General features: G+C 71.4%; 26 protein-coding genes, 1 tRNA gene and 1 pseudogene. 8 read left to right on the forward strand and 20 right to left on the reverse strand.

All coding sequences use genetic code 11. The features are described from left to right. The first annotated feature begins 18 nt into the window (after window positions 1-18). Window positions 19-225: a hypothetical protein gene (locus ACIBK9_RS24605; RefSeq protein ID WP_397161350.1), complete on the forward strand. Its 207-nt coding sequence runs from the start codon at window positions 19-21 to the stop codon at window positions 223-225. A 537-nt stretch (window positions 226-762) separates the two neighbouring features. On the opposite strand, the gene ACIBK9_RS24610 is transcribed toward ACIBK9_RS24605, so the two are convergent. Further along, entirely contained in the window at window positions 763-1185 is a 423-nt protein-coding gene (locus ACIBK9_RS24610) for a DUF6292 family protein (RefSeq protein WP_364337729.1), read from the reverse strand. Between the two features lie 139 nt (window positions 1186-1324). Here ACIBK9_RS24610 and ACIBK9_RS24615 point away from each other — a divergent pair, with 139 nt between their 5' ends. Further along, window positions 1325-1450 carry a hypothetical protein gene (locus ACIBK9_RS24615; protein WP_352326121.1) on the forward strand — a complete coding sequence of 42 codons (126 nt, stop codon included), beginning with the start codon at window positions 1325-1327 and terminating at the stop codon, window positions 1448-1450. Window positions 1451-1460: 10 nt separating this feature from the next. Beyond that, window positions 1461-1892 (forward strand): DUF2269 family protein, encoded by a 432-nt coding sequence (locus ACIBK9_RS24620; protein ID WP_364392534.1) that lies wholly within the window; start codon window positions 1461-1463, stop codon window positions 1890-1892. A gap of 16 nt (window positions 1893-1908) precedes the next feature. Here ACIBK9_RS24620 and ACIBK9_RS24625 read toward each other — a convergent pair whose 3' ends face one another. Together ACIBK9_RS24625 and ACIBK9_RS24630 are read right to left on the reverse strand one after the other, a co-directional pair. Then, window positions 1909-3048, reverse strand: coding sequence for a cystathionine gamma-synthase (locus ACIBK9_RS24625; protein ID WP_397161353.1), 1140 nt, complete (start codon window positions 3046-3048; stop codon window positions 1909-1911). Between the two features lie 133 nt (window positions 3049-3181). Then, window positions 3182-3382: a hypothetical protein gene (locus tag ACIBK9_RS24630; protein ID WP_397161355.1), complete on the reverse strand. Its 201-nt coding sequence runs from the start codon at window positions 3380-3382 to the stop codon at window positions 3182-3184. A 588-nt stretch (window positions 3383-3970) separates the two neighbouring features. Here ACIBK9_RS24630 and ACIBK9_RS24635 point away from each other — a divergent pair. Further along, window positions 3971-4237, forward strand: a pseudogene (locus ACIBK9_RS24635) (histidine kinase); the annotation flags it as partial. A 285-nt stretch (window positions 4238-4522) separates the two neighbouring features. On the opposite strand, the gene ACIBK9_RS24640 reads toward ACIBK9_RS24635, so the two are convergent. Next, a complete protein-coding gene (locus ACIBK9_RS24640; protein WP_397161357.1) occupies window positions 4523-7786 on the reverse strand; it encodes a BTAD domain-containing putative transcriptional regulator in 3264 nt (1087 codons plus the stop codon). A 72-nt stretch (window positions 7787-7858) separates the two neighbouring features. Between ACIBK9_RS24640 and ACIBK9_RS24645 the strand changes: the two genes are divergently transcribed. Then, window positions 7859-8707, forward strand: a complete 849-nt coding sequence (locus ACIBK9_RS24645; RefSeq protein ID WP_397161359.1) for an NAD(P)-dependent oxidoreductase — start codon at window positions 7859-7861, stop codon at window positions 8705-8707. Here ACIBK9_RS24645 and ACIBK9_RS24650 read toward each other — a convergent pair whose 3' ends face one another. Further along, window positions 8708-10078, reverse strand: a complete 1371-nt coding sequence (locus ACIBK9_RS24650) for a cystathionine beta-synthase (RefSeq protein ID WP_352323551.1) — start codon at window positions 10076-10078, stop codon at window positions 8708-8710. A gap of 126 nt (window positions 10079-10204) precedes the next feature. On the opposite strand from ACIBK9_RS24650, the gene ACIBK9_RS24655 reads away from it, so the two are divergent. The 3 genes from ACIBK9_RS24655 (at window position 10205) to ACIBK9_RS24665 (ending at window position 13956) form a co-directional block, all read left to right on the forward strand. After that, on the forward strand, window positions 10205-11188 hold the full coding sequence (locus ACIBK9_RS24655) for an SGNH/GDSL hydrolase family protein (RefSeq protein WP_352323552.1): 984 nt from the start codon (window positions 10205-10207) through the stop codon (window positions 11186-11188). A gap of 147 nt (window positions 11189-11335) precedes the next feature. Then, window positions 11336-12664, forward strand: a complete 1329-nt coding sequence (locus ACIBK9_RS24660; protein WP_397161361.1) for a PQQ-binding-like beta-propeller repeat protein — start codon at window positions 11336-11338, stop codon at window positions 12662-12664. A 74-nt stretch (window positions 12665-12738) separates the two neighbouring features. Next, window positions 12739-13956: an acetyl-CoA C-acetyltransferase gene (locus ACIBK9_RS24665; protein WP_397161363.1), complete on the forward strand. Its 1218-nt coding sequence runs from the start codon at window positions 12739-12741 to the stop codon at window positions 13954-13956. 63 nt (window positions 13957-14019) lie between these two features. Here the strand turns inward: ACIBK9_RS24665 and ACIBK9_RS24670 are convergent, their stop codons facing one another. The 15 genes from ACIBK9_RS24670 to eno form a co-directional block, all read right to left on the reverse strand. Then, window positions 14020-14427 carry a PPOX class F420-dependent oxidoreductase gene (locus ACIBK9_RS24670; RefSeq protein ID WP_397161365.1) on the reverse strand — a complete coding sequence of 136 codons (408 nt, stop codon included), beginning with the start codon at window positions 14425-14427 and terminating at the stop codon, window positions 14020-14022. 56 nt (window positions 14428-14483) lie between these two features. Beyond that, complete coding sequence (locus ACIBK9_RS24675; protein ID WP_352323556.1) at window positions 14484-14717, reverse strand: DUF4287 domain-containing protein; 234 nt, start codon at window positions 14715-14717, stop codon at window positions 14484-14486. A gap of 159 nt (window positions 14718-14876) precedes the next feature. After that, window positions 14877-15668, reverse strand: coding sequence for a Bax inhibitor-1/YccA family protein (locus tag ACIBK9_RS24680; protein WP_352353001.1), 792 nt, complete (start codon window positions 15666-15668; stop codon window positions 14877-14879). A gap of 365 nt (window positions 15669-16033) precedes the next feature. After that, a tRNA-Leu gene (locus ACIBK9_RS24685) sits at window positions 16034-16109 on the reverse strand. Window positions 16110-16158: 49 nt separating this feature from the next. Continuing rightward, complete coding sequence (locus tag ACIBK9_RS24690; protein WP_358294502.1) at window positions 16159-16683, reverse strand: peptide deformylase; 525 nt, start codon at window positions 16681-16683, stop codon at window positions 16159-16161. Continuing rightward, window positions 16680-17192 (reverse strand): ACT domain-containing protein, encoded by a 513-nt coding sequence (locus ACIBK9_RS24695; protein WP_352353003.1) that lies wholly within the window; start codon window positions 17190-17192, stop codon window positions 16680-16682. The genes ACIBK9_RS24690 and ACIBK9_RS24695 overlap by 4 nt, the downstream gene beginning before the upstream one ends. An 80-nt stretch (window positions 17193-17272) precedes the next feature. After that, entirely contained in the window at window positions 17273-18589 is a 1317-nt protein-coding gene (locus ACIBK9_RS24700; RefSeq protein ID WP_364337717.1) for an NAD(P)/FAD-dependent oxidoreductase, read from the reverse strand. A gap of 95 nt (window positions 18590-18684) precedes the next feature. Next, entirely contained in the window at window positions 18685-19479 is a 795-nt protein-coding gene (locus tag ACIBK9_RS24705; RefSeq protein WP_397161369.1) for a uracil-DNA glycosylase, read from the reverse strand. An 18-nt stretch (window positions 19480-19497) separates the two neighbouring features. Beyond that, window positions 19498-20424: a hypothetical protein gene (locus ACIBK9_RS24710; RefSeq protein WP_397161371.1), complete on the reverse strand. Its 927-nt coding sequence runs from the start codon at window positions 20422-20424 to the stop codon at window positions 19498-19500. Continuing rightward, window positions 20421-20747: a PadR family transcriptional regulator gene (locus ACIBK9_RS24715; RefSeq protein ID WP_352323564.1), complete on the reverse strand. Its 327-nt coding sequence runs from the start codon at window positions 20745-20747 to the stop codon at window positions 20421-20423. The genes ACIBK9_RS24710 and ACIBK9_RS24715 overlap by 4 nt, the downstream gene beginning before the upstream one ends. An 88-nt stretch (window positions 20748-20835) precedes the next feature. Further along, entirely contained in the window at window positions 20836-22284 is a 1449-nt protein-coding gene (locus ACIBK9_RS24720; protein ID WP_397161373.1) for a hypothetical protein, read from the reverse strand. A gap of 188 nt (window positions 22285-22472) precedes the next feature. After that, window positions 22473-23420 carry an exopolyphosphatase gene (locus ACIBK9_RS24725; RefSeq protein ID WP_397161375.1) on the reverse strand — a complete coding sequence of 316 codons (948 nt, stop codon included), beginning with the start codon at window positions 23418-23420 and terminating at the stop codon, window positions 22473-22475. Then, window positions 23411-23899: a DUF501 domain-containing protein gene (locus ACIBK9_RS24730; protein ID WP_352323567.1), complete on the reverse strand. Its 489-nt coding sequence runs from the start codon at window positions 23897-23899 to the stop codon at window positions 23411-23413. Before ACIBK9_RS24730 ends, ACIBK9_RS24725 begins: the two co-directional genes overlap by 10 nt. Beyond that, window positions 23889-24299: a septum formation initiator family protein gene (locus ACIBK9_RS24735; protein ID WP_352323568.1), complete on the reverse strand. Its 411-nt coding sequence runs from the start codon at window positions 24297-24299 to the stop codon at window positions 23889-23891. The genes ACIBK9_RS24730 and ACIBK9_RS24735 overlap by 11 nt, the downstream gene beginning before the upstream one ends. Before the next feature lie 71 nt (window positions 24300-24370). Next, window positions 24371-25648, reverse strand: a complete 1278-nt coding sequence (eno, locus tag ACIBK9_RS24740) for a phosphopyruvate hydratase (RefSeq protein WP_358294516.1) — start codon at window positions 25646-25648, stop codon at window positions 24371-24373. Window positions 25649-25742: the final 94 nt, after the last annotated feature.

Here is a 25742-nt window from a genome sequence, read left to right on the forward strand (position 1 = left end):
CGAGGTTGCGGCAGCCGGTTGGAACGGCACCCGCCCGAACTCGTGGTCTACGCCGACAAAGGCGGGCGCGTCGCGACCGTCCGCATGGCCCCTCGGACAGGGAAGTACGTGCTGGAGCTGGACGTGGGCGGCCTTCCGCTCCCCAACGGACCTCTCCCGCGCCTGGCCGCACTGCCGGAGGAGGCCGCCGAGCTGATCCTCGGACACATCGCGGGCCCGTCATGAACCTTGCGGACCTCCACCGCCGATACGGGCACGATTGGCACATCGTGCCCCTGCCCTACGGCGCCGCCGCCTGGAGACGGCAACCGCCCACCCTTGAGCAGTTCAGGCAAGGGCTGCTGCACTCGCTCGTCGGCGTGGACCATGACCACTTGGGCGGCCAACTCGCCCGTCAGGCGGAGCTCCAGACGCAACGCCCGGGGCCTCTTCCGTCGAGCACGCTCCCTCGTCCAGCGGGAGTCGCCGACGACCGGCTGTGAGTCGTCAGATGGCCGCGAGGAGGGTCGACAGCCTTCCCGCGGATGGGCGGAGGGAGGTGCCGCAGGCGTCTCGGGCGACGGCAAGAGAAGCCGGTCTAGGAGGCGGCAGGAACACCTTCTCCAACGCATGACCGGGAAGGAGGCAGGTGACCTCCGGGGGGCCGGGGCGGGAGCCCCCGGCCAGGGGGTTCGGGGGAGCTTGGCTCCCCCGAGGAAGCAGGACCTGGAGCCCTCCGGCGCGCAGCGCCCCCAGGGCGGAGGCCCTTGCCTTTGGGGTTTGTCAGGCTTCGATCAGGCGGGCGTAGAAGTCGAGGGCCACGTCGAACCCGTCGCGGCAGTTGCGGTGCGACCGGTAACAGGGCCGCCAGGCCGAGCTGGCCCCCACCCCCGCCCGCGCGTCCACCAGAGCCGACGGCACGCGTTCCGGCCGGGGCAGCAGCCCGTGGCCCAGGTAGCGGACGCCGGTCAGCTCGGTGTGCGCGCCCGCCCCGCCGGAGACGAAGCGGCCGAGCCGCCACCCGCTCTCCTCGTCCCACACCAGCGCGTGGCCGTCGGTCAGCTTGACCGTGGCGTGCCGCGGATCGCAGGGCCCCTCCCACCAGTCGGCCACCTCGGCTCCGAGCAGGTCGACGACGCGCTCCACATAGCCCGCCGGCTGCTGCAGCCACTCGTCGGTGTACGGCTCGACATGCCTGATGGCCACGGACGGCACCCCCTTGTGCCCTGAAGGTAAGAAAAAAGCGACGGTGACCAACCATACCCGTGGCGAACTTATTCCGTTGCACGTCCGTCTAGTCATTACGGACGATATTTACGTCGGACACGGGGAAGGAGGAGAGCCCATGATTGCCACGATCCTGCTGATCACCCTGATGGCCGTAGCGGTGGCCGCCACGGAGCTCATCATGCGTTGCTCCTCGCAGGTTAAAGAGAGTGTCGAGCCGCCGACCGAGATCGTCGGGGACTAGTCTCAGGCGCATGTCCCTGCTTCTCTGGCTGCACATCGGCTTCGCCATCTTCACGATCGGCCCGCTGACCGCCGCGACGATGGCGGCTCCGCGGGCCATCCGCACCAACAACGTGCCCGTCCTGCGGAACATCCAGCGCACCACGAGGATCTACAGCCTGGCCAGCCTGGGTGTGCTGGTGTTCGGCGTGGCCCTGGGCGTCGTCGTCGGGAACGGCGTGCTCGGTCTGTGGTACATGACGGCGTCGATGACGCTGTTCATCGTGGCGATCGTGTTGCTGGTCATCATCGACCGCGACCTGCGCACCGCCCTCCGCGCGCTCGAAAGCGAGAACGCGGAGGACGACGCGAAGGTGCAGACCGGACGGGTCGCGGCGATCAGCGGCCTGCTGGCCGTGATCTGGCTGGTGATCCTCTTCCTGATGGTCGTCCCGACGCCTTGATGGTCGTCCCGACGCCTTAGCCGAGGGCCTGGGTGAGGTCGGCGAGCAGGTCGTCGACCGTCTCGATGCCGACCGACAGGCGCACCAGGTCGCTCGGCACCTCCAGGGGCGAGCCCGCCGCGGAGGCGTGCGTCATGCGGCCCGGGTGCTCGATGAGCGACTCGACGCCGCCCAGCGACTCGCCGAGCGTGAACAGCTTGGCCCGGTTGCACACCTCCACGGCCTCGGCCTCGCCGCCCGCCACGCGGAAGGACACCATGCCGCCGAAGCGCCGCATCTGCTTGGCGGCGACCTCGTGGCCGGCGTGCTCGGCCAGGCCCGGGTAGAGCACCTGGGTCACGCGCGGGTGCGCGAGCAGCAGGTCGACGACGCGTTCGGCGTTGTCGCAGTGGCGGTCCATGCGCACGCCGAGGGTCTTGAGCCCGCGCAGCGTCAGCCAGGCGTCGAACGGGCCGGCCACCGCGCCCATCGCGTTCTGGTGGTAGGTCAGCTCGTCGCCGAGGCCCTTGTCCCGCGCGATCAGCGCGCCGCCGACCACGTCGGAGTGGCCGCCGACGTACTTGGTGGTGGAGTGGACGACCACGTCGGCCCCGAGCGCCAGGGGCTGCTGCAGGTACGGCGAGGCGAAGGTGTTGTCCACGACCAGCAGCGCGCCGTTCTCGTGGGCCAGCTGCGCCAGGGCGGCGATGTCGGCGATGCCGAGCAGCGGGTTGGTGGGCGTCTCGACCCACACGATCTTCGTCTTCTGCGTCATGGCCGACGCCACCGCGTCGAGGTCGTGCAGCGGGACCGGGTCGTAGTGCAGGCCCCAGCGCTCGTGCACCTTGGAGAACAGCCGGTACGTGCCCCCGTACGCGTCGTTGGGGATGATCACGTGATCCTGCGGCCGGCACACCGTGCGCAGCAGGGTGTCCTCGGCGGCCAGGCCCGAGGCGAACGCCAGCCCGCGCGCGCCGCCCTCCACGGCGGCCAGCGCCTCTTCCAGCGCCGTCCTCGTGGGGTTGGCGGAGCGGCTGTACTCATATCCCGAACGCAGGCCGCCCACGCCGTCCTGCTTGTAAGTGGACGTGGCGTAGATCGGCGGCACGACCGCGCCGGTCAGCGGGTCGGGCTCCTGACCTGCGTGGATCGCCAGGGTCTCAAAACCGTTGGTCATAGGCCCCACGTTAACGGAAAGCGGCCCGCGATCCGTTCCCCAGCGGATCGCGGGCCGGTGGCGGGGCCCGTCCCCCGACGGCGCCCGCCCGGACCCGCGCGGCCATGCCCGCGCGGGCCACGTTCTCGAGGGCTCAGGCCGCCCGGGCCTCGCGGGCCGTCGCGGCCGTCACGGCCGGGGCGCTGAGCCGGACGACCTCCACGTCGATGTGGCGGCCGCTGGCGCCCTCCGCCTCCTCACCGTTGATGCGCGAGAGCAGCACGGGGTCGGCCAGCGCGAGCAGCGCCGTGACGACCAGTCCCAACCCCAGCAGAACGAACCCGATGACAACCATGTCCTGTCCCCCTTCCGACGTGTTCCAGCATCGCCGAGGGACCGTCGCCGCCGCCTCCGCTGAAGGGCTGGTCCGGCGGCGACCGGGTCGGCCGATCGGTTGATACGAGTTGTCCGACTTCCGGCCTACTCTCGTGACGTGGGGGATTCGAAAGGCATCGTGTACTGGGTCCGGCGGCTGAGCGAGATCGCGATGCTCGGCTGGCTCGGCCTGATGCTGATGCTCGACCTGGCCATCGCCGTCAGCACCGGGGGGCTGCAATGGTTCGTGCCGTTCTGCGGCGCGGCCGGGATCGCGGCGGTCGTCCTGCGCCGCCGCCACCGGCTTGAGGGCTTCTGCGCGCTGCTGGGGCTGTCCTTCGCCGCGTCGGTGGTCATCGGGTCGGTCGGCGCGCTGGGCGCGCCCGGCATGGCCGAGACGGGGTCGCTGCTGATCCTCCTCATCGGCGTGCTGCGGCACGTGGAGCCGGTACGGCGGGCGGCGGTGCTGTCGCTCGTGGGACTGGGCGTGCTGATGGCCGAGTCGGCCAGGCGCGACTACCCCACGGCGGGGCTGGCGTTCGCGTTCCTGCTGTTCGCGGGGTGGTCGATGGCCGCGGGCATCGGCGGCTACCTGCGGTTCCAGCAGGAGCGCCGGACCGAGGCGGTGCACTCCGTACGCCGGGCCGAACGTCTCGAACTGGCCAGGGAGCTGCACGACCTGGTCGCCCACCACATCACCGGCATCGTCGTCCAGGCCCAGGCCGCGCGTACGGTCGCCGAGCACAAGCCCGAGGCCGTGCTGCCCGCGCTCGACGCGATCGCCTCGGCCGGGTCGGAGGCGCTGACCTCGATGCGGCGCATGGTCACCGTCCTGCGCACCGAGGACGAGGCCGACCGCAGGCCCGGCACGACGCTGGCCGACCTGCGGCTGCTGACCGAGCGGTTCTCGGTCGAGGGGCCGAAGGTGGCGTTCGAGATCGGGTCGGGCATCGACGACCGGACGCTGCCGCCCGAGGTGATGACGACGCTGCACCGGGTCCTGCTGGAGTCGCTCACCAACGTGCGCAAGCACGCCACCCGGGCCGCGTGGGTGGAGGCCGACCTGCGGCGGTACGAGCGGGTGGTCGTGCTGCGGGTGCGGAACTTCGGCTCGGTCGCGTCAGACCCGCGGGTGTCCCGGCTGGGCGGCGGGTTCGGGCTGGTCGGCATGGCCGAGCGGGTGGAGGCTCTGGGCGGCAGGCTCTACGCGGGCCCGTCCCCCGAGGGCCCCTGGGAAGTGATCGCCGAGTTCCCGCTCCCCTGACCCGCCCGACCGTCCGACCGCGACCTCTCTGGATGCCCACTGCCCTGACCCGGACGACCGGCCGACCGCGACCTCGCCGGGTTCCCACTGGCCCGAGACCTCAGGATCCCGCTCCCCCGCCGCGAAGGACCCGGCGAACTCCGGCTGGCCCAGGGCGGCGCGCAGGCGGGCGGTGATCCGGTCCACGTCATGGCGTTCGCCGGCGGGAAGGGGCGCGCCGACGGCCCGCCGGAGCGCCGCGGCCCGTCCCAGCTTCCGCGCCGCCTCCGCCAGGTGCTCGCGGCCCGCGATCGACAACGCGCCCGCCAGCCCCTCCAGGGCCAGCGCGACGGCCCGCGGGTCGCCCGTCGCGCGGGCGTGCGCGTACCCCTCGCGCTGGCGCGCCAGCGCCGTCTCGGCGTCGCCGCGCTGCTCGGCCACGAACCCCCACTCGGCCATGACGAACGCCGTCCCGGGCGTCCCCCGCACCTGCCGCAGCCAGTCGAGCGCGGACAGCAGGTACGACTCCGCCTCCTCGTACCGCCCCTGCCTGCGGGCGCTCATGGCCAGTCCGAGCAGCGCGTTCTCCTCCGCCGACCGGTACGACTGCGCCACCGCCAGCCGCCTGGCCCGCCCGTGGTAGTCGTCGGACCGCTCGTAGTCGCCCGTGAGCAGCGCGAGCCGGCCGAGCGCGGCCAGCTTGAACGACACGTCGAACCCCAGCCCCTCGGCCAGCCGCAGCGCCTCGTGCCGCAGCCGGGCCGCCCCCTCGTAGTCGCCGCGGATCTCGGCCAGCCGGTCGAGGACGTCCATGGCCTCGACCTGCCCCCATTCGTCCCCCAGCTCGCGGAAGAGGGCCAGGCCGCGCTCGCCGTCGCGTTCCATCGCCGCGAGGTCGCCGCGGCCCACCGCGAGCTTGGCCCGCAGGCACAGCGCCGCCGCCACCCCCCACCGGTCCCCCAGCTCCTCGTACGCCGCCAGCGCCCGTCCCACCGCGTCCCGGTGCGCCGCGTGGTCGCCGTACGCCCAGCGGACGAAGCTGAGGAACCAGTCGGCCAGCGCGGCCCCCGCCCGGTCGAGCGCGGCGCGGCGTACCGGCGGGGTGGGCTCGCCGAGCAGCAGCCCGATGCCGGCCAGCCACACCGAGGCCAGGGCGGCGGCGCTGTCCTCGCCACCCGCCGCCAGCGCCGCCTCGATCGACCTGCGGGCCTCGCGCAGCCTGCCGCGCAGGATCCAGTACCAGGCGAGCGCGTTGGCCAGGCGCAGGGGCTCCGGCCCTGACAGGGCCTGCCGCAGGTTGGCGCTCTCGGCGTCCAGCCGGTCCAGCCATTCGTGCTGGCGCGGGCCGCGCAGCTCGGCGCGGGCGGCCAGGTCGGTGTAGTAACGGGCGTGCCGCTCCCGCAGCAGGTCGTGCTCACCGGCCTCGCGCAGCCGTTCGAGGCAGTAGGCGGTCACCGACTCCAGCAGCCGGTAGCGGGGTCCCAGGGGACCGGGCGCCACGGCGACCAGCGACCGGTCCACGAGCCTGGCCAGCACGTCGAGCACGTCCACGCCGGGCTCGGCGCAGACCGCCTCGGCGGCCTCCAGGGTGCAGCCGTCGGCGTGCGCGGCCAGCCGCCGCAGCACCGCGCGTTCCTCGTCCGAAAGCAGCTCCCAGCTCCAGTCGATGGTGGCCCGCAGCGTGCGCTGCCGGGCCGGGGCGTCCCGCATCCCGGCGCTGAGCAGCCTGAACCGGTCGTCCAGGCGGGCGGCCAGCTCCTGTACGCCGAGCGCCCGCACCCGCGTCGCCGCCAGCTCCAGGGCCAGCGGGATGCCGTCGAGCCGCCGGCAGATGACGGCCACGGTGGGGCCGGGCTCGACGTCCGCGCGGGCCGCGAAGAGCCGTACGGCGTCGGCCTCGGCCAGCGGGTGGACGACCCGGACCCGTTCGCCGGACACGCCCAGCGGCTCCTGGCTGGTGGCCAGCACGCGCAGACCGGGCGCGGCCCGCAGCAGCGCCGAGACGAGCCCGGCGACCTGCTCGACCAGGTGCTCGCAGTTGTCCAGGACCAGCAGCGCGCTCCGGCCCGCCAGCACCCCGGCCAGCCTGGACGCCAGCGGCACGGAGTCGTCGTCGCGCACGCCCAGCACGGCCGCCACCGCCTCGGCCACGTCGGCGCCTCCGGCCCCGGCCAGCTCCACCAGCCACACCCCGTCGGCGAACCCGCCCCGCCGCGGCTCGGCGGCCCCCTCGGGGAAGGCCAGGCGGCGGGCGGCGGCGAGGGCGAGACGGGTCTTGCCCACGCCGCCCGGCCCGGTCAGGGTCACCAGCCGCGAGTCCGCCAGCAGGGCGACGACCTCGGCGAGGTCGGCGTCCCGGCCGACCAGCGGGGTGAGCGGCGCGGGCAGGTTGGTGAGCGGCCCGGGGTCGGCGGCGGGCGGCGGGGCGGCCAGCGAGGGGTCGTGGCGCAGGATGGCCCGGTGCAGCGCGGCCAGCTCCGGCGAGGGGTCGAGCCCCAGCTCCTCGGCCAGCCTGACGCGCAGCTCCTCGTAGCTCGCCAGCGCCTCGCTCTGCCGGCCGCCCCGGTACAGGGCCTTCATGTGCGAGGCGCGCAGCCGTTCGCGCAAGGGGTGCCGGGCGACCAGGTCGGCCAGGTCGACGTCGTGGCCGAGCGCGAGGCGCACCTCGGCCTGCTCCTCCAGGGCCGACAGGCGCAGCTCGGTCAGCAGGGTGATCTCGGGACGGGCGAACCCCTCGTCGGCGAAGTCGGCGTAGGCCGCGCCCCGCCACAGGGCGAGCGCCTGGTCGAGCTCGCGGGCGCGCTCACGCGGGGCGGCGCCGCGGCGGCCCACGAGCGCGCGGAACCGGACGGCGTCGCAGTCGTGGGCGGCCAGCCGGTAGCCGACCGGGCCGTGGACGACCATGGCCGGGTCGCCGAGCGCGCGGCGGAGCTGGGAGACGCGGGCCTGGAGGGTGCCGAGCGGGTTGCGGCCGGGCCGGTCGCCCCACAGCTCGTCGATCAGCCGGTCGGCGGAGACCGGGCCGCCGCCGGCCGCCAGCAGGGCGGCGAGGAGCGCGCGGACCTTGGGCTCGGCGACGTGGATCTCCTCGCCGCCGTCCGTCCGGACGGTCAGCGGGCCGAGCACCCCGAATCGCACCATGCAGAGACTAACCCGTAGCCGGTCACAAGGATTTCCGTAGGGCGGTGCCGCAGGCTCCCTGTCATGACTCAGGTGACAGTTGCAGGACTCGGCCCGATGGGGTCGAAGATGGCCGAGACGTTCCTCGGCGCGGGTTTCGACGTGGCCGTGTGGAACCGTACGGCCGCCAAGACCGAACCGCTGGTCGAGCGGGGAGCCCGGCGCGCGGCCTCGGCCGCGGACGGCGATCTGCTGGTGTTCAGCCAGATCGGCTACCAGGCGATGTACGACAGCCTCGGCGAGGCCAGGCTCGACGGGAAGGTGCTGGTCAACCTCAGCTCGGGCACCCCGGAGGAGCTGCGCGCGGCGGCCCGCTGGGTGGCCGGACGCGGCGGCACGCTCGTCACCGCCGGGATCATGGTCCCGCCCCCGGGCATCGGCCAGCCGGGCGCGTACTCCTTCTACAGCGGCCCCAAGGACGTGCTCGACCGGCACACGGCCACGCTCAGGGCCCTCGGCGACGTCATCCACGTCGGCGCGGACGAGGGCCTGGCGATGATGTACTACCAGTCGCTGCTGCTGATCTTCTGGTCGAGCCTGACCAGCCAGATGCACGCGATGGCGATGCTGAGCACGGCGGGGGTCTCCCCGCTGGAGTTCCTGCCGTACGTGCGGGAGACCTTCACCCAGCTCGGCGGCGACGGCGTGATGGGGTTCGCGAAGATCCTGGCCGAGGAGTTCGCCGCCGGGACCTATCCCGGCGAGCTGAACTCGCTGCACATGCAGGCCGTGGGCCTCGGCCACGTCGTGCACGCGCTGGCCGAGGCCGGTGTGGAGACCACGGTGCCGAGCGCGCTGAAGGAGCTGTTCGAGCGCGCCGACGCCGAGGGGCGCGGGCACGAGGGCCTCGGCACCGTGATCGAGTCGATCAGGAAACCCTGATCAGTGGTTGGCGAGGAAGGCGAGCAGGTCCTGCCGGGTGAGCAGCCCGGCGGGCTTGCCGTCCTCCAGGACGACGGCCGCGTCGGCCTTCTCCAGCGCCTCGACCGCGCGCGCGACGGGTTCACCGCTGCCGATCGTGGGTAGCGGCGCCGACATGTGGTCGGAGATCGGGTCGTCGGAGGCGAGCCTGCCGTGGTAGAGGGCCTCCAGGAGGTCGCGCTCGACGATGGAGCCGACCACTTCGGCCGCCATGACCGGCGGCTCCTCCTTCATGACCGGAAGCTGGGACACCGAGTACTCGCGCATGATCGAGATGGCCGTGCCGACCGACTCGTGCGGGTGGGCGTGCACGAACTCCGGCAGGCCCGGCCCCTTGCGCGCCAGCACGTCGCCGACCAGGCCCTCGTCCGAGCTGGTGGTCAGGAAGCCGTAGTCGGCCATCCAGTCGTCGTTGAAGATCTTCGACAGGTAGCCGCGGCCGCCGTCGGGCAGCAGCACGACCACCACGTCGTCGGGGCCCGCCTTGGCCGCCACCTGCAGCGCCGCCACCACGGCCATGCCGCACGAGCCGCCGACCAGCAGCCCCTCCTCGCGGGCCAGGCGGCGGGTCATGTTGAAGGAGTCCTTGTCGGACACCGCGATGATCTCGTCGCAGATCCCGGTGTCGTACGTGGCCGGCCAGATGTCCTCGCCCACGCCCTCCACCAGGTAGGGACGGCCCGAGCCGCCGGAGTACACCGAGCCCTCGGGGTCGGCTCCGATGATCTTCACCCGGCCGTCGGAGACCTCCCTGAGGTAGCGGCCGGTGCCGCTGATCGTGCCGCCGGTGCCGATGCCCGCCACGAAGTGCGTGATGCGGCCGTCGGTCTGCTCCCACAGCTCGGGACCGGTCGAGTGGTAATGGGAGTCGGGGTTGTTGACGTTGGAGTACTGGTCGGGCTTCCAGGCGTTGGGGATCTCGCGGGCCAGCCGGTCGGAGACCGAGTAGTAGGACTCCGGGTGGTCGGGCGAGACGGCGGTGGGGCAGACCACGACCTCGGCCCCGTACGCGCGCAGCACCGCGATCTTGTCCTGGGCCACCTTGTCGGGCACCACGAACAGGCACCGGTAGCCCTTCTGCTGGGCCACGATGGCCAGGCCCACTCCGGTGTTGCCGGACGTCGGCTCGACGATGACGCCGCCCGGCCGCAGCGCGCCGGAGGCCTCGGCGGCCTCGATCATGCGCAGCGCGATGCGGTCCTTGACCGAGCCGCCCGGATTGAAATATTCGACCTTGGCCAGCACCTGGGCGGAGATCCCCGCCGTGACCTTGTGCAGGCGGACGAGCGGAGTGTTCCCCATGAGATCGACCAGGGAATCGTAAACGCGCACCGAGGTGTTCACCTTCTTTGCCGAAGCTTGATCAGCTTGCCCGAGGCCGAGATCCAGTGGGGGTGGCAGGCCCTCGGCTAGTTTTCAAGCAAACGCTACCGCCGAGTTCGACCGGGAGGACACTACGTGGTCTGGGCAGCAGGCATGGCACGCGCGGCCAGGCGGATCGCGATGGCGGCGGCGCTCGGAGGTGGCGGGCTCACGGCTCTGGGAGCCACGGCGTACGGCCTGCTGATCGCCGAGGGACTGCTCGCGCGCAAGGCCATCGGCCGCCCCCACGGTCTGGACGGACCGCCCTCCGACGGCGTCTACGGCGATTTCCGCGGCAAACCCCTCAAGATGGCCATGCTCGGCGATTCCACCTCGGTGGGCCTGGGCATGACCGACCCCAGCCACACCCCGGCCGTCCTGCTGGCCAACGGCGTGGCGGCGGTGGCCGAGCGGCCGGTGCACCTGCTCGTGGCGGGCAAGTCGGGCGCCCCCTCCGCCGAGCTGCCCGAGCAGGTGGACGCCGCCCTCGCCATGCGCCCGGACGTGGCGGTCATCTTCGTGGGGGCCAACGACATCATCACCCAGACGCCGCCGGCCGTGGCGGTGCGCCATCTGGCCAAGGCGGTGCGGCGGCTGCGCGAGGCGGGCGTCGAGGTGGTCGTCGGCACCTGCCCCGACCTCGGCACGGTGCGGCCCATCGCCCAGCCGCTGCGCTGGGTGACCCGGCGGTGGAGCCGTCAGCTCGCGGCGGCCCAGACCGTCGCCGTGGTCGACGCGGGCGGCCGTACGGTGGCGTTCGCCGACGTCCTGGGGCCGGAATTCGATACAAATCCGACAGAAATGTTCGGACCGGATCGTTTCCATCCATCTGACCGAGGTTACGCGCAGGCCGCTTACGCGGTGCTACCGTCGGTGTGCGCTGCGTTGGGGCTGTGGCCTGAGCCGCGGCCCGCGCGGGGCGAAGGACTGCAACCGATCTACCTTGCGGCGGCAACGGCCGCGGAGGAGCCCGGCACCGAGGTCACCGCGACCCGGGTCGACGGGCGGGCCACGGGGCTCCACGGCAAGTGGGCCACGCTGTTCCGCCGGCGGCTCGGCGAGACGCCTACCGACGCGTGAGCGCGCCCGGCGGGCGGCTCGACGATCCCACCGACGCGTGATCGTGCGCGCCGGGGGGTTCGGCGACGCCTGATCCGGTCACCCTCCGAGCCTGAGCCGTCACTCCTCGTCCTCTTTTGGAGTGAATTGCCTGTGCTCCGGCCCCTCATGAAACCTTCCCTGGCCCTCGCGGGGACCCTCGCCCTGACCGCCTGCTCCGGCAGCGACGCCGCCACGGCGAACTTCCCCTCCTGGCAGAACACCCAGGTCAACGCGGTCAGCCGGATCGTGTCCGCGGCCGGTGTGGTCACCACCACCTCCATGAAGCCCGACGGCACGCTGGAGACCGTGGCGCTCGGCCTCGAAGACGGCCGGCGCCTGTGGGCGTACCCGGCCACCATGGCGGGCCGCCTGCCCGGCATGGGCGTCTCCGCCCCCGCGATCGTGGAGACGGCCAAGGGCCAGGGGGTGGTCGTGGCCCTCGATCCGGCGAAGAAGGGCCGCTGGAACGCCACCCTCATCGCCCGCGACGCCCGTTCCGGGACGCAGAAGTGGGCCAGGCCCATGCACTCCACGTTCGGGCCGCAGCGCTGCGGCCCCTACGTGTGCGTGTCGGAGCACACCGCCCTGACCCACGCCCGGATGGTCGTGCTCGACCCGGCGACCGGCCGGGTGATGTGGCGGCTGCCCGGCATCTCCGAGGTCGAGTGGTCCGACCCGGCCCGGGTCCTGCTGCTGCGGATGGCCGCCAACCCCATGATCGAGTCCTACGACGTCAAGACCGGCAAGCTGCAGTGGCAGCAGCCGATCGAGCAGGCGCTCGGGCCCGGCATCGACCTGTCGGGCGGGTGGGCGTTCGGCTCGACCGGCGACAACCTGGTCGGCTACGTCGCCCCCTACACCAACCCCCAGACGAAGAAGGTCTCCACCTTCGGGCTGTTCTCCATCAGGATCAGCGACGGCACGGTCAACTGGATGCGCCCCTCGGTCGTGCGCGTCTATCCCAGCGGCAGCCCCGGCTACGCGCCCGTCGTCCGCCCGGTCGACCGCCAGGGCGCCTACGGCGGTTTCGCCAGGCTCGACTCCGAGACCGGCCGGGTGGTCGGCCAGATCACCGCCTCCGACGTCCCCGGCTCGGGCTGGTGGCTGGCCTTCCCCGACCGCATGGACAAACTGGGCTTCCTCAAGCACGACGCCAAGGGCAGCGCCTTCGACCTGGTCTCGGGCAAGCCCACGCAGGTGGGCGAGGAGCGGGGCTGGTCCTTCTGCGTCACCGACCCCAAGCCGCTGCCGCTGCGCGGCCAGGCCCCCGGCTTCTACTCCACGGCCGCCGTCTGCGAGTACGACCTGGGCACCGGCACCCGCGTCTCCCCCATGAACGCCCCGCCGCCCTGGTTCACCGGCAGCCAGGACGGCTGGCGCCTGTGGCGCGACGAGAAGGGCGCCGTGCACGCCGTCAACGACCACACCGCCACCGCCCCCGGCATGTACGGCTGACGCGGGGCCCCGGGGCGCTTGCGAGGAGGACTGGAATATAGTTCTAATATCAGCGCCGGACACAAGGAGGGGCCATGCCCGAGGCAGTCATCGTCGCAACCGCGCGTTCCCCGATCGGACGAGCCTTCAAGGGGTCGCTCAAGGACATCCGTCCCGACGATCTGACCGTACAGATGATCCAGGCGGCGCTGGCCAAGGTGCCCCAGCTCGACCCGAACACGATCGACGACATCATGCTCGGCTGTGGCCTGCCGGGCGGTGAGCAGGGCTTCAACATGGCCCGGGTGGTGGCGGTGCTGCTCGGGCTCGACACCGTGCCGGGCACGACCGTCACGCGCTACTGCTCCTCCTCGCTGCAGACCACGCGGATGGCCTTCCACGCGATCAAGGCGGGCGAGGGCGACGTGTTCGTCTCGGCCGGCGTCGAGACCGTCTCGCGCTTCGTCAAGGGCAACTCCGACTCGCTGCCCGACACCCACAACCCGCTCTTCCTCGACGCGACGGCCCGCACCAAGCAGTCGGCCGAGGGCGGCCGCACCTGGCACGACCCCCGCCAGGACGGCGCCGTCCCCGACATCTACATCGCCATGGGTCAGACCGCCGAGAACCTGGCCCAGCTCAAGGGCGTCAGCCGCCGCGAGCAGGACGAGTTCGGCGTGCGCTCCCAGAACCTGGCCGAGAAGGCGCTGGCCGACGGGTTCTGGCAGAAGGACATCACCCCCGTCACGCTCCCCGACGGCACCGTGGTCAGCAAGGACGACGGCCCCCGGGCCGGCACCACGTACGAGGGGGTGGCCGGGCTCAAGCCGGTCTTCCGCCCCGACGGCACGGTCACCGCGGGCAACTGCTGCCCGCTCAACGACGGCGCGGCGGCCCTGGTCATCATGAGCGACGTCAAGGCGGCCGAGCTGGGCATCACGCCGCTGGCCCGGATCGTCAGCACCGGCGTCAGCGGGCTGTCGCCCGAGATCATGGGCCTCGGGCCGGTGGAGGCGTCCAGGCAGGCGCTGTCCCGGGCCGGGATGGCGATCGAGGACATCGACCTCGTTGAGATCAACGAGGCGTTCGCGGCGCAGGTGATCCCGTCGTACCAGGACCTCGGGATCGAGCTCGACCGGCTCAACGTCAACGGTGGCGCCATCGCCGTCGGGCACCCGTTCGGCATGACCGGGGCGCGCATCACCTCGACGCTGATCAACAGCCTGCGCCACCACGACAAGAGCCTCGGCCTTGAGACGATGTGCGTGGGCGGCGGCCAGGGCATGGCGATGGTGCTGGAGCGCCTGTCCTAGATCGTGCTCGGCGGCCCCGTGCCCGGCCTTCCCGGCCGCGCGGGGCCGTTCGCGTCCCGGGGGTCAGCCCTGGCGGTCGGGGCCGGCCTGGAGCGGGGTGACGCGGACGATGACGCGCCGCTCGCTGACCATGGCCTCGCGGTAGGCGTCCCAGTCGGGGTGTTCGCCGGAGATGTCCCGGTAGTAGGCGATGAGCTGATCCATCGCCTCCGGCAGGGAGACGATCTCGGCCGTGCCGTCGACCTGGAGCCACTCGCCGAAGAAGCCGTCGGCGAGCACGCAGAGCGAGACGCGGGGATCCCGGCGGATGTTGTGCACCTTCATCGCCGTCTCGCGGGTGCTGATGACGATGTGCCCGCCGGCCACGCCCGCCAGCACCGGCGACATCTGCGGGTGCCCTCCGCGACGGCTGGTGAGCAGGACTGCGTGGTGGTGGGTCTCGATGAAGCCGAGCGCCTTGTCCAGATCCATGTGTTCATGATGCCGCGCCCGTACTCGGAGCACGGGCGCGGGGATGGGGAAGGGCTCTACATCAAGCCCATTCGGGTACGGCGGTGCCGCTCGTGCTCCAGCACGATCGCGGCGGCGTAGCCGTGGGTCAGCCCGTGCTCGTCGGCGAGCCAGTTGGCCCGCTCGTCGCACCTCAGGAAGGATGGGCCGTTGTCGATGGCTTGGAACCACTCGGGGAGTTCGCGTCCCGTTATCGTGGGGACCCTTGCGATGAGCTTCGTCTGCGTCTCCGGTGAGTGGTTCAAGGACATGGGCACCTCCGCGGATTAAGGTCCTTTGCTCGACACTGCAACACCGCGCTGCGAATGGCAACCCCCCGGCCAGGCATCATTCTGTGACGGCAGGTAGATTTCCGGTCGCACAAAGAGAGGGCCCCGCCGGTTACGGCGAGGCCCCCAGGAGATGAACGATCAGTCGTCGCCGGTGAAATAGCTGATGAGGCGGAGCACCTCAAGGTAGATCCAGACCAGGCTCAGCATGAGGCCGAACGCGCACTGCCAGGCGAACTTGTCCGGAACGCCCTGACGCACGCCCTGCTCGATCGAGTCGAAGTCGAGGAGCAGGAAGAAGCAGCCGATCAGGATCATGACGATGCTGAAGACGTAGCCGAGCGGGCTGTCGGTGCGCAGGCCGAGCCCGACGCCGTTGAAGATGCCGACCAGCAGGTTGACCAGCACCAGCCCGACCACCGCGATGGCGGCCGCCATGCCGTACTTGACCAGCTTGGGGGTGACGCGGACGACCCGCAGCGAGTAGACGGTCAGCACCGCGCCGAAGGCGAAGGCCGTGCCGAGCACCGCCTGGAAGACGATGCCGCTGATGGCGCCCTCGAACAGCTGGCTGATCTTGCCGAGGAAGACGCCCTCGAACACCGCGTAGCCCAGGATGAGCGCCGGGTTGGTGCTCTGGGTGAACGAGGCGATCAGGCCGAGGATGAGGGCCACGACGGCGGCGCCGACGGCCACCATCGGGGGGACGTTGAGCACCCACGTCGCGGCGGCGGCCACGACGAGCGCGCCGAGGGTGAGGAAGCCCCGGACGACGACGTCGTCGAGGGTCATCGCCCGGTAGGCGGGCGGGGCCGGGGGTGCGTACGACGGGGCGTCGTACATGTTCCGCAGGGTGTCGGGTGACGGGGCCGGGCCGGCCCAACCCGCGCGCTGCTGGCGCGCCCTGCCGAATACGGGGTTCTTGCTCTCCATCGCTGCCTCCTGTGGCGCCGAGCCTACGGGGCCTGGCGGCACCTAGGTCAACTCACGCTCAGATCGAAGTTCGTCGGGGGGACTTCGGCAGCGAGGACAACGAACGTGACCTCGCACGAGTTCCCGAGGCCGGGACGGCCGTCCGGGGCCGGCGGCCGGGCGGCGAGTAACTGCGTCGCAACCAATGGAAACCGGCTTCTGTTGGGTTTCGTGATGAAAACGGAATCTTCCGGATGCCTCACCAGACCGGGTCTTCCCGGCAAACGACTGGAAGCATTGTGTGACGGGTTGACAGCAGTAGTGAACCACCGGATGCGACAAGACGCTTCACTCGGAGAAAACCCCAGGTCGGGGACACTTAAGAATGGTGCCCCCGGCGGGATTCGAACCCGCACTACAACCCTTTTAAGGGGTTTGCCTCTGCCATTGGGCTACGGGGGCGCCGCAATCATACGAAACGGACCATGCTTCCGAGGAGCACAACTTCGCATCAGGCGTCACAACTGTGAAGTCTGCGGTGAAGTGATAGCGCCCCTGGCACTCTGTCCAAGAAGAGTAGACCGTCCAGATGGTCCAGTTGGTGCTGAATGCAGCGGGCCTCGAAGGCGTCCGCCTCGATGACGACCGGCTCCCCTGTGCCTGGCAAATGCCCATGTACGGTGATACGCGTCGCCCGGCGCACGTCGGCCATGAGCCCCGCGATGGACGCGCACCCCTCGCGCCCGCCGTCCCAGTGGGAGGCGCTCGTGAGGCGAGGGTTGACCAGGACGAGCTCCCCGGCCCATGACCGGGCCCGGGGGTGGGCCCAGGCGTTGAAGGCGATCAGCCGCCACCTCAGGCCGATCTGCGGGGCGGCCAGCCCCGTCATGGCCGTCTCGCCGCGCAGGGTGGCGAGCAGGTCGGCCGCGGCCCGCACGGTCTCGGGGGCCGCCGGGTCGACCGGCTCGGCCCTGGCCGACAGCGCCGGGTGCGGCGCGCCGAGCACCTGGCGCGGGGTGCCTCTGGCGCCCGTCACAGCAGGTCCGGCTCGACGGGACGGAAGGTGATCTCCGAGTCGAGCCCGGCGCCGACCGCCGCCAGCCGGCGCATGAGGGCGGCGACGTCGACGTCCTTGGGCAGCTCGACGTCGGCGATGAGCACGTAGAGGCGGCCGGTGAGCCGGGTGCTCATGCCGGTGATGTTGCCGCCGTCGGCGGCCAGCACGGCGCTGACGGCCGAGATGATGCCCGGCCGGTCGGGGCCGTGCACGGTCAGGACGTAGCCGAGGCCGCCGCCGTCGTCGCAGAAGTGCCGCCGCGCCTCGATCGCCGAGGCGGAGACCACCAGCTCGGGCGCGCCGAGCCGCTTGGTCAGCTCGGCGGGGTCGAGGTCGCCGGAGACCAGCAGCATCATCGCCACGTACCCGCCGAGCAGCGTCATGGTCGAGTCCTGGATGTTCGCGCCGCAGTCGGCCAGCGAACCGGTGACGGCGGCGATCACGCCGGGCCGGTCCACGCCGAGCACGGTCACCGCTGAGAGCCCCACCCGTGGTACCCCTTCCGCATTGCGTCCACGGGTGCCGAAAACGCCCCGGCGATGCTCGCCGGGGCGCTGCCGTACCTGGGCTAGCGGCGGGTCGTCGCCACCGCGGCCCTGAACCCGTCGCGCGGATGCTCCATCTCACCCAGCGAGATGGTCTCTCGCTTGAAGAACAGGGCCAGGGTCCAGTCGACGACGACACGGACCTTGCGGTTCAGCGTCGGCACCCGCGACAGATGGTAGGTGCGGTGCATGAACCACGCAGGGAAACCGCGCAGCTTGACGCCATAGACATTGGCGACGCCCTGATGCAGGCCCAGCCCGGCGACCGATCCGACATACTTGTGGCGGTAATCGACCAGTTGCTCGCCCCGCAGGTGCCGGACGATGTTGTCGGCCAGCACCTTGGCCTGGCGCACGGCGTGCTGGGCGTTGGGGGCGCAGTACTGGCCCGGGTTCGTCACGTCGGGCACCCCGGCCGCGTCGCCGGCGGCGAAGGCGTCACGGGTGCCGGCGACGGTCAGGGCGGCGGTGGTCTTGATCCGGCCCCGCTCGTCCAGGGGCAGGTCGCTGTCGTTGACGACCGGGCTCGGCTTGACGCCAGCCGTCCACACCAGGGTCTCGGCGTCGAACTCGGTGCCGTCGCTGAGCACGACGTGGCCGCCCTCGCACGACTCCAGCCTGGTGTCCAGCTTGACCTCGATGCCGCGTTCGCGCAGCTGCTCCAGCGTCCACTTGCCCATCTCGGGGCCGACCTCGGGCAGCACCCGGTTCGTGGCCTCGACGAGGACCCAGCGCAGGTCGGCCGGGGTGATGTTGCGGTAGTAGCGGGTGGAGTCCTTGGCCATGTCCTCCAGCTCGGCCAGCGCCTCCACGCCCGCGAAGCCGGCTCCGACCACCACGAACGTGAGCGCCCTGCGCCGCACCTCGGGATCGACGGTCGACTCTGCCACGTCGAGCAGGTGCAGCACGCGGTTGCGCAGCGCGATGGCCTCGCCGACGGTCTTGAACCCGATGCCGATGTCGGTCAGCCCGGGGATCGGCAACGTACGCGAGATCGACCCGGCGGCCATCACGATCACGTCGTAGGCCACCTGGCGCGGCTCGCCCTCGGCGGGCTGGAAGGTGACGACGCGCTCGGCGTGGTCGACCTTGGTGACCGTGCCGTTGAGTATGCGCACCTTGGGGAGGATCCGGCGCAGCGGGGCCACCATGTGCCTGGGCGAGAGGTTGCCCGCCGCCGCCTCCGGGAGGAACGGCTGGTAGGTCATGTAGGACTGGGGGTCGATGATCGTGATGCGCGCCTCGCCGCCGCGCAGCTCGCGGTGGAGCTTGCGCTGCAGTCTGAGCGCGGTGTACAGGCCGACGTAACCGCCGCCGACGATCAAGATGTGCTTGTTCATCCTGAGGCCCCATCCCTCGTGGAATGCTTGTGAAAGCATTCACAAGCTTACGTCGGGCCCTTCCGGAGAGTCCAACCCGGGGATGGTGGGACGCGTCACACCGCCAGTGACCTGGCCCGGAGGAAGACGTCGTCCAGCATCTGGGCGGTGACGCGGCCGGTGAAGGTGTTCTGCTGGCTGGGGTGGTAGCAGCCGATCAGGGTGACGGGGGCGGCGTCGTGCCGGACCTCGACCTCGACGCCGTGGCCGAAGCGGGGGCGGGTGCGCGGCAGCTCGTAGCCGGCGTCCTTGAGCGCGGGCCACATGGCCTGCCAGGCGAACCCGCCGAGCGCCACCACCGCCCGTACGCTCTCCGCCACCATCGCCACCTCCCGCGCCATCCACGGGAAGCAGGCGGCCTTCTCCTCCGGCGTGGGCTTGTTGGCCGGAGGCGCGCAGCGCACCGACGCCAGCACCCTGGTGTCGATGAGCTCCTGGCCGTCGCCGGCGTACGTGCTGGTCTCCTTGGCCGCCAGGCCGCAGCGGTGGAGCGAGGCGAACAGCCAGTCGCCGCTGCGGTCGCCGGTGAAGATGCGGCCCGTCCTGTTGCCCCCGTGGGCCGCCGGCGCCAGGCCGACCAGCAGCACCTTCGGCCGCTCGGCCCCCCACCCGGGGACGGGACGGCCCCAGTACGTCTCGTCCGCGAACGCGCGCCGCCGCACGCGCGCCACTTCCTCGCGCCACTCCACCAGACGCGGGCAGGCGCGGCAGACGGACTGCGCGGCCGTGAGCTCCGCGAGGGTGCCGGCGGTGGAGGCGAGGCGGCGCACGTCCGCGGGGTCATGGGCCACCGGGGTGTCAGGGGTGGCGGGATCGCCGGGCCAGCCGGTGCCGGGTGGTACGAAGCTCATGACACCGATGGTGCCCGATCACCTCGTCTTCTCGGGCACGGGTGTGGTGGCGGTGGCGGTGGCGGTCGGCGCGGGCGTCGCCGACGGGGCCAGGGGCGCCGTGGAGGCCGTCGGGCACGCGGGGGGCGCGGCCGTGGGCATGCCGTTGTCGGCCATCATGTCCTGCTGCTGGACCAGCGGCAGCGGGTAGCGGTTGAGCACCGGCTCGCCGCAGGACCGGTCGACCATGTACCCGTGGTCCTCGGGGCTGACCGTGATCGGTTTGCCGTCCTGGTCGTAGAGGTAGACGTCGGTCAGCGGGCTGCCGTCCTTGGCGTACGGCTTGATGTTGTAGACGTCGAGGCCGCCGCCGACCAGCATCACGTCGGCCGGCGCCGCCATCGCGACCGGCTGGTCGTCCCGGTCGGAGACCGTCGCCATGCCGGCGAGCAGCGCCAGCCCCGCCAGCACGTTGACGCCCGTGGCCAGCAGCGCGGCGAAGCGCCCGCCGCGGGCCCGGCCGAACCACACCGAGACCCACACGGCCACCGCCACGAGCGCCCACTCCGCCGGGTTCGCCGGGACGACGCCGCCGCGCGCCGTGATCGCCAGCAGCAGCATGGCCAGCAGGTAGCCGCGCAGCACCCACCAGCCGGGCCGCAGCTCGGGCAGGAAGCCCACGAAGCTCCGGTACGGCTTGTGCCGCAGCAGCCCGGCATGCGCCCGCGCCGCCCACGCGCGGGGCCGCGGACGGCGACTCCGCCCGCTCTGGGGACGCCCTCCGTAGGCGGCCACCAGCTCCTCCGCGTACGCGGCGGGCGGCCCGAGCCGATCCTCCAGCGGCAGGTCGGACTCGGCCGCGATCTCGGCGAGATGGTCGTCGAGGTCCTCGATCAGCTCCTCGCGGTCGGGGTGACCGGCCAGGGCGTCGCGGACGGCCTGCGCGTACTGTTCCGGCGTGGTCATGCGTGGCCCTCCTTGAGCAGGGAATCCATGGTGGCCGCGAACGACGCCCACCGCTTGGCTGAGGTGGCGTACAGGGTGCGGCCGACCTCGTTGAGCCCGTAGTACTTGCGGTGGGGGCCCTCGTCGGAGGCCACGACGTAGGAGTTGAGCGCGCCGGCCTTGAACAGGCGGCGCAGCGTGCCGTAGACGGAGGCGTCGCCCACCTCTTCCAGGCCCGCCTCCCTGAGCCGGCGCACGACGTCGTAGCCGTAGCCGTCGCGCTCGGCGAGCACGGCCAGCACGGCCAGGTCGAGCACGCCCTTGAGCAATTGGCTGCTATCCACGCGTAGCAGAGTACTGTGCAATGCACAGTAGTGGCAACAAGAGAACCGGGCGGCTCCCGGAAGGGTGCCGCCCGGTCACATGGTCAGCTTAGGCGTCGGTCTTGGGGCAGGTCGCCGAGTAGTTGGCGACGCCCGAGGAGGCGGCGTTGGGGCTGACGACGACGAGCTCGATGGTGCCCTTCGTCTCCTTGCTGTTGTGCGTGCCACCGACGCCCCAGGTCACGGCGAGGTCGCCGTTGACCTGACGCTCAAGGACGTTGACGTCCTTGACGCCGTCGACCACCCAGTAGTACTTGACGGTGGTCGGGCCGGTGCTGTGCAGGGTGGCCGAGAAGTCCACGCCGGGACCACGGTTGTCCTTGCACATGTCGTTGCGGGTGCCCGAGACCGACACGGCCGACACGGACGCGGTGGGCTTGGGAGCCTCGCACGCCGCGTACGACTGCGTGATCGAGTCGTTGTTGTTCGGGCCGGTGACCGTCAGGGTGATCTTGCCACCCTTGGCGGCCTCGCCGGTCAGCGCCTGCTCGGAGAGCTCGACGGTCTTGGAGCCGCTGCCCGAGAAGAAGATCTCGCTCGGGGACAGGGACTGGCCGTTGACCGCCCAGGTGTACCGGACGCGCGCGGCGCCGGTCGCGCTGACCGTGGCGTGCGCGCCGACCTTGCAGCCGTTGTGGTTGGTGGCCGTCACCAGGTTGGTGGCCGACACCTTGACAGCGGGAGCGGGGGTCGAGTCCTTGCACCACACCTTGTAGTAGGCGCGGTTGGACAGGGCGTCGTCGGGGCCGACGATCTCCAGCTGCGCCCAGCCACGCTGGCTGTGACGCGGGGAGATGCCGAAGCCGACCTTACGCTTGTTCCAGACCTTGACCTTGCCGTGGTCGGCGACCTCACCGTTCAGGATCCAGCGGTAGCGGACCCAGGTCGGGTGGTTGACGCTGATCAGACCGGTGAAGTCGATCTTGTCACCCGGGGTGCAGGCGCCCTCGTAGGACGACGGGCTGGCCCAGGCGCGAGCCGAGACCGACACGTCCTTGTCCGTACGGACACCCGAAAGGTCGTCCCCGTCATTCTTGCCACCCTGGTCGGCACAGCTGACCGAGAAGTAGCCCTTCTTGGACGTGGCCTTCTTCGGACCGAGGACCTGGACGGCCTCCCAGCCCTTGACGTCACCCTTGAAGGTCACCGACTCCTTGACGGTGACCGACTTGGTGCCGTGGCCCTTGAGCTTGACAACCTGGACCTTGCCCTTGGACCCGTCACCGTGGAGCCAACGGTAGGCGAGCTCGGTCTTGCCCTTGACCGGGACCGAGATCCTGGACGAGAAGCGGAGGTTGACCGGACAGGAACCCTGGTAGTCCTTCGACGAGACCTTCGGCGTGGTGACCGAGACCTTGCCAGACTTGGAGGACTTGGCCGCGGTGGCCGTGCCGGCCGCGGCCGAGGTCGCCGCCTGAGCGGGGCTGGCTACCAGGCCCGCTGCCATGGCGGCCAGCACGGCGGCGGAGGCGCCGAACGCCGCCGCCTTACGTGCCAACCCAACAGACATCATGTGAGAGTGCTCCATTCCGTGAGGGAAAAGACGCGCTCGGGAACGGTCGCCACGCCGTCACCTTCCGTGCACAGCAATATGGCAAAGCCCCCGTTTTGCGCCTTTACCTAATCACAATAGTGATTGCACGCTCAACACGGGTCATAGATCGGAAATGTCCGGATTTGGCTAACTCAGCCGGCGAGAGACCAGGCGATTCCATCCAAGATGTCGTGTTCGCTGACGACGACCTGCGAAAACGCAAAACGACGCACGATCCGGTCAAGAATTAGCGCACCAGCGCCAATCACGTCAACCCGCCCAGGATGCATCACCGGAACCCGCGCGCGATCACCATGGGTCATCGCCAGCAGCCGCCGCGTCACCTCGTGAACCTCTTCGGCGGTGATCCTGGAGTGGTGGATGCGCTCGGAGTCGTAGGCCGGCAGGTCGAGGGCGATGCCCGCGATCGTGGTCACCGAGCCTGCCAGGCCGACCAGCGTGTGCGCCCGCTCGACGGGCACCGCCTCCTCGACCCGGTCGAGGGCCGCCTCGATGTCGGCGACGACGGCCTCCAGCGCCGGGGCCGGCGGCGGGTCGCCGGCGTCCCTCAGGTGGCGTTCGGTCAGCCGGACGCAGCCGATGTTCACCGACAGCGCGGCCTCGGCGTGCTCGGAGCCGACCACGAACTCCGTGGAACCGCCGCCGATGTCCACCACCAGGTAGGGGGGCAGCGGGCCCTGCGGCACCTCGGTCTCCGGCGAGATGCGCAGCAGACCCCTGGTCGCCCCCCTGAACGACAGCTCGGCCTCCTCCGCCCCCGTCACGACCTCGGGCGTCACGCCGAAGATCTCGCGGACGCCGTCGGCGAACTCCTGCCGGTTGCCCGCGTCGCGGGTCGCGCTCGTGGCCACCACCCTGGTCGCGACCGCGCCGTGCCGGTCGATCAGCTCCCGGTAGGAACGCATCGCCTTGAACGTGCGCTCCAGCGCGTCGGGCGCCAGCATGCCGGTGCGGTCGACCCCCTGCCCCAGACGGACGATCTCCATCCGCCGCTCGACGTCGTGCAGCGTGTCGTCGCGGACGTCGGCGATGAGCAGGCGCACCGAGTTGGTGCCGCAGTCGATGGCGGCTACACGCATGGTCCGTCACTCCACCAGTCGGGGAGCGCGTCGAGCGCCTCCCTGCCGAACGGGTTGCTCCCCGGCACCGCCAGCTCGTGCGCCACCAGGGCGTGCAGGCACTTCACCCGCAGCGGCATGCCGCCGGTGCTCTGCATGTCGCGGGGCAGCGGCTCCATGCCCTCGTCGTGGGCCGCCTTGTCGCGCCTGGCGACGTAGTCGTCGTGCGCGGCCTGGTAGGCGGCCGCCAGGTCGGGGTCGCTCGCCAGCCTGGCCTGCATCTCGCGCATCAGGCCGGAGCCTTCGAGCGTGCCGATGGCCGAGGCGGCCTTGGGGCAGGTCAGGTAGTACAGGGTCGGGAACGGCGACCCGTCGGGCAGCCGCGGCGCGGTCTCCACCACGTCGGGATTGCCGCACGGGCAGCGGTGTGCCACCCCGCGCAGCCCTCTGGGCGGCCGGCCGAGCTGCCGCTGGACCGCCTCGACGTCGTCACTTTCCACTGCTGCTCTCCACCGCTCTGCGGCCCGTGCCCTTGTCGGCGGCCTCCACCGACTCCCACAGCGTCTGGTACCACGGCGGCACCTCGACGGGCTGCTTCACGGCCGTCTGCTCCTTGCCCTGCTCGGGCTCCATCACCACATAGCACTTCTCGCCGGGGCCGCAGAAGTGCAGCCGCTCCTTGGCGGTGCGCTTGATCCAGTTGGGATCGTCGCTCTGCCGGTCGCGGGCCAGCAGCGTCTGCCGCTCGGCCTCGACCCTGGCCTTCTCCGCCTGCAGCTCGGCGATGCTGCGGCGCAGGCTGATGTACTCGCGCACAGGGTAGGCCAGGCTCATCGCGATCGCGCACACCACGACCGCGAGGATGGCGGCCCGCCCGGTCAGCTGCGGCCTCTTCGCCAATGCTGCACACCCCCTTCGACGTACGGCCCGCGGCCGTCAGACCTTCCCAGGCCGCGGACCGTCAGTCGAAACTAGCGCCGGAACCGCGGAAAAGCCGCGCGACCCGCGTAGCGGGCGGCGTCGTCGAGAAGCTCCTCGATGCGCAGCAACTGGTTGTACTTGGCCACGCGGTCGGACCGCGCCGGGGCGCCGGTCTTGATCTGGCCGCAGTTGACCGCCACCGCCAGGTCGGCGATCGTGGTGTCCTCGGTCTCGCCGGAACGGTGGCTCATCATGCACCGGTAGCCGTTGCGGTGGGCCAGGTCGACGGCGTCGAGGGTCTCCGACAGCGTGCCGATCTGGTTGACCTTGACCAGCAGGGCGTTGGCGGTGCCCTCGTCGATGCCGCGCGCCAGCCGCTCGGGGTTGGTGACGAACAGGTCGTCGCCGACCAGCTGCACCTTGTCGCCGAGGGCCTCCGTGATGGCCTTCCAGCCCTCCCAGTCCTCCTCGTCGAGGGGGTCCTCGATGGAGACGAGCGGGTAGTTGGCGACCAGGTCCGCGTAGAAGGCGATGAGCTCCTGCGCCGAGACGCCCTTGCCGTCGATCGTGTAGACGCCGTCCTTGTGGAACTCGGAGGCGGCCACGTCGAGGGCCAGCGCCACGTCCTCGCCCGGCACGTAGCCGGCCCGCTCGATCGCGACCAGGATCAGGTCGAGGGCGTCGCGGTTGGAGGGCAGGTTGGGGGCGAAGCCGCCCTCGTCGCCCAGGCCCGTCGCGTAGCCCTTCTCCTTCAGCACGCCCTTGAGCGCGTGGTAGACCTCGGTGCCCATGCGCACGGCCTCGCGGAACGTCTCCGCCCCGATCGGCGCGATCATGAACTCCTGGATGTCGACGTTGGTGTCGGCGTGCGCGCCGCCGTTGAGGATGTTCATCATCGGCACCGGCAGCACGTGGGCGTTGGGGCCGCCGACGTAGCGGAACAGGGGCAGGTCGGCGCTGTCGGCCGCGGCCTTGGCGACGGCGAGCGAGACGCCCAGGATGGCGTTGGCGCCCAGCTTGGCCTTGTTGGGCGTGCGGTCGAGGTCGATCATGATCTGGTCGATGATGCGCTGGTCCTCGGCCTCGACCCCGTTGATCTCCTCGAAGATCTCGTCGGTCACGGCGAGCACGGCCTTCTCCACGCCCTTGCCGCCATAGCGCTTGCCGCCGTCACGCAGCTCGACCGCCTCGAACTGGCCGGTGGACGCCCCGCTCGGCACGGCGGCGCGGCCGCTGCTGCCGTCGTCGAGCACGACCTCGACCTCGACCGTGGGGTTGCCCCGGGAGTCGAGGATCTCGCGAGCGTAAACGACCTCGATGGTAGCCACGGGTTGCGCTCCTAAATCGAAAGGCAATATGCCATCAGAGCCTATCGGTACCCCGGCCCACCGGTACGGCACGGTCCGGCCACCGAGCCTCGGG

The sequence above is a fragment of the Nonomuraea sp. NPDC050227 genome (assembly GCF_044459705.1).
Lineage (GTDB): Bacteria > Actinomycetota > Actinomycetes > Streptosporangiales > Streptosporangiaceae > Nonomuraea.

What these genes read in the sequence shown, in the direction of transcription:
- ACIBK9_RS24615 (WP_352326121.1), top strand. Translation starts at nt 1,325, where the DNA reads ATGATTGCCACGATCCTGCTGATCACCCTGATGGCCGTAGCGGTGGCC.
- ACIBK9_RS24675 (WP_352323556.1), bottom strand. Translation starts at nt 14,717, where the DNA reads ATGTCCTTGAACCACTCACCGGAGACGCAGACGAAGCTCATCGCAAGG.
- ACIBK9_RS24680 (WP_352353001.1), bottom strand. Translation starts at nt 15,668, where the DNA reads ATGGAGAGCAAGAACCCCGTATTCGGCAGGGCGCGCCAGCAGCGCGCG.
- ACIBK9_RS24625 (WP_397161353.1), bottom strand. Translation starts at nt 3,048, where the DNA reads ATGACCAACGGTTTTGAGACCCTGGCGATCCACGCAGGTCAGGAGCCC.
- ACIBK9_RS24630 (WP_397161355.1), bottom strand. Translation starts at nt 3,382, where the DNA reads ATGGTTGTCATCGGGTTCGTTCTGCTGGGGTTGGGACTGGTCGTCACG.
- ACIBK9_RS24725 (WP_397161375.1), bottom strand. Translation starts at nt 23,420, where the DNA reads ATGCGTGTAGCCGCCATCGACTGCGGCACCAACTCGGTGCGCCTGCTC.
- ACIBK9_RS24705 (WP_397161369.1), bottom strand. Translation starts at nt 19,479, where the DNA reads ATGAGCTTCGTACCACCCGGCACCGGCTGGCCCGGCGATCCCGCCACC.
- ACIBK9_RS24700 (WP_364337717.1), bottom strand. Translation starts at nt 18,589, where the DNA reads ATGAACAAGCACATCTTGATCGTCGGCGGCGGTTACGTCGGCCTGTAC.
- ACIBK9_RS24660 (WP_397161361.1), top strand. Translation starts at nt 11,336, where the DNA reads ATGAAACCTTCCCTGGCCCTCGCGGGGACCCTCGCCCTGACCGCCTGC.
- ACIBK9_RS24620 (WP_364392534.1), top strand. Translation starts at nt 1,461, where the DNA reads ATGTCCCTGCTTCTCTGGCTGCACATCGGCTTCGCCATCTTCACGATC.
- ACIBK9_RS24665 (WP_397161363.1), top strand. Translation starts at nt 12,739, where the DNA reads ATGCCCGAGGCAGTCATCGTCGCAACCGCGCGTTCCCCGATCGGACGA.
- ACIBK9_RS24670 (WP_397161365.1), bottom strand. Translation starts at nt 14,427, where the DNA reads ATGGATCTGGACAAGGCGCTCGGCTTCATCGAGACCCACCACCACGCA.
- ACIBK9_RS24640 (WP_397161357.1), bottom strand. Translation starts at nt 7,786, where the DNA reads ATGGTGCGATTCGGGGTGCTCGGCCCGCTGACCGTCCGGACGGACGGC.
- ACIBK9_RS24710 (WP_397161371.1), bottom strand. Translation starts at nt 20,424, where the DNA reads ATGACCACGCCGGAACAGTACGCGCAGGCCGTCCGCGACGCCCTGGCC.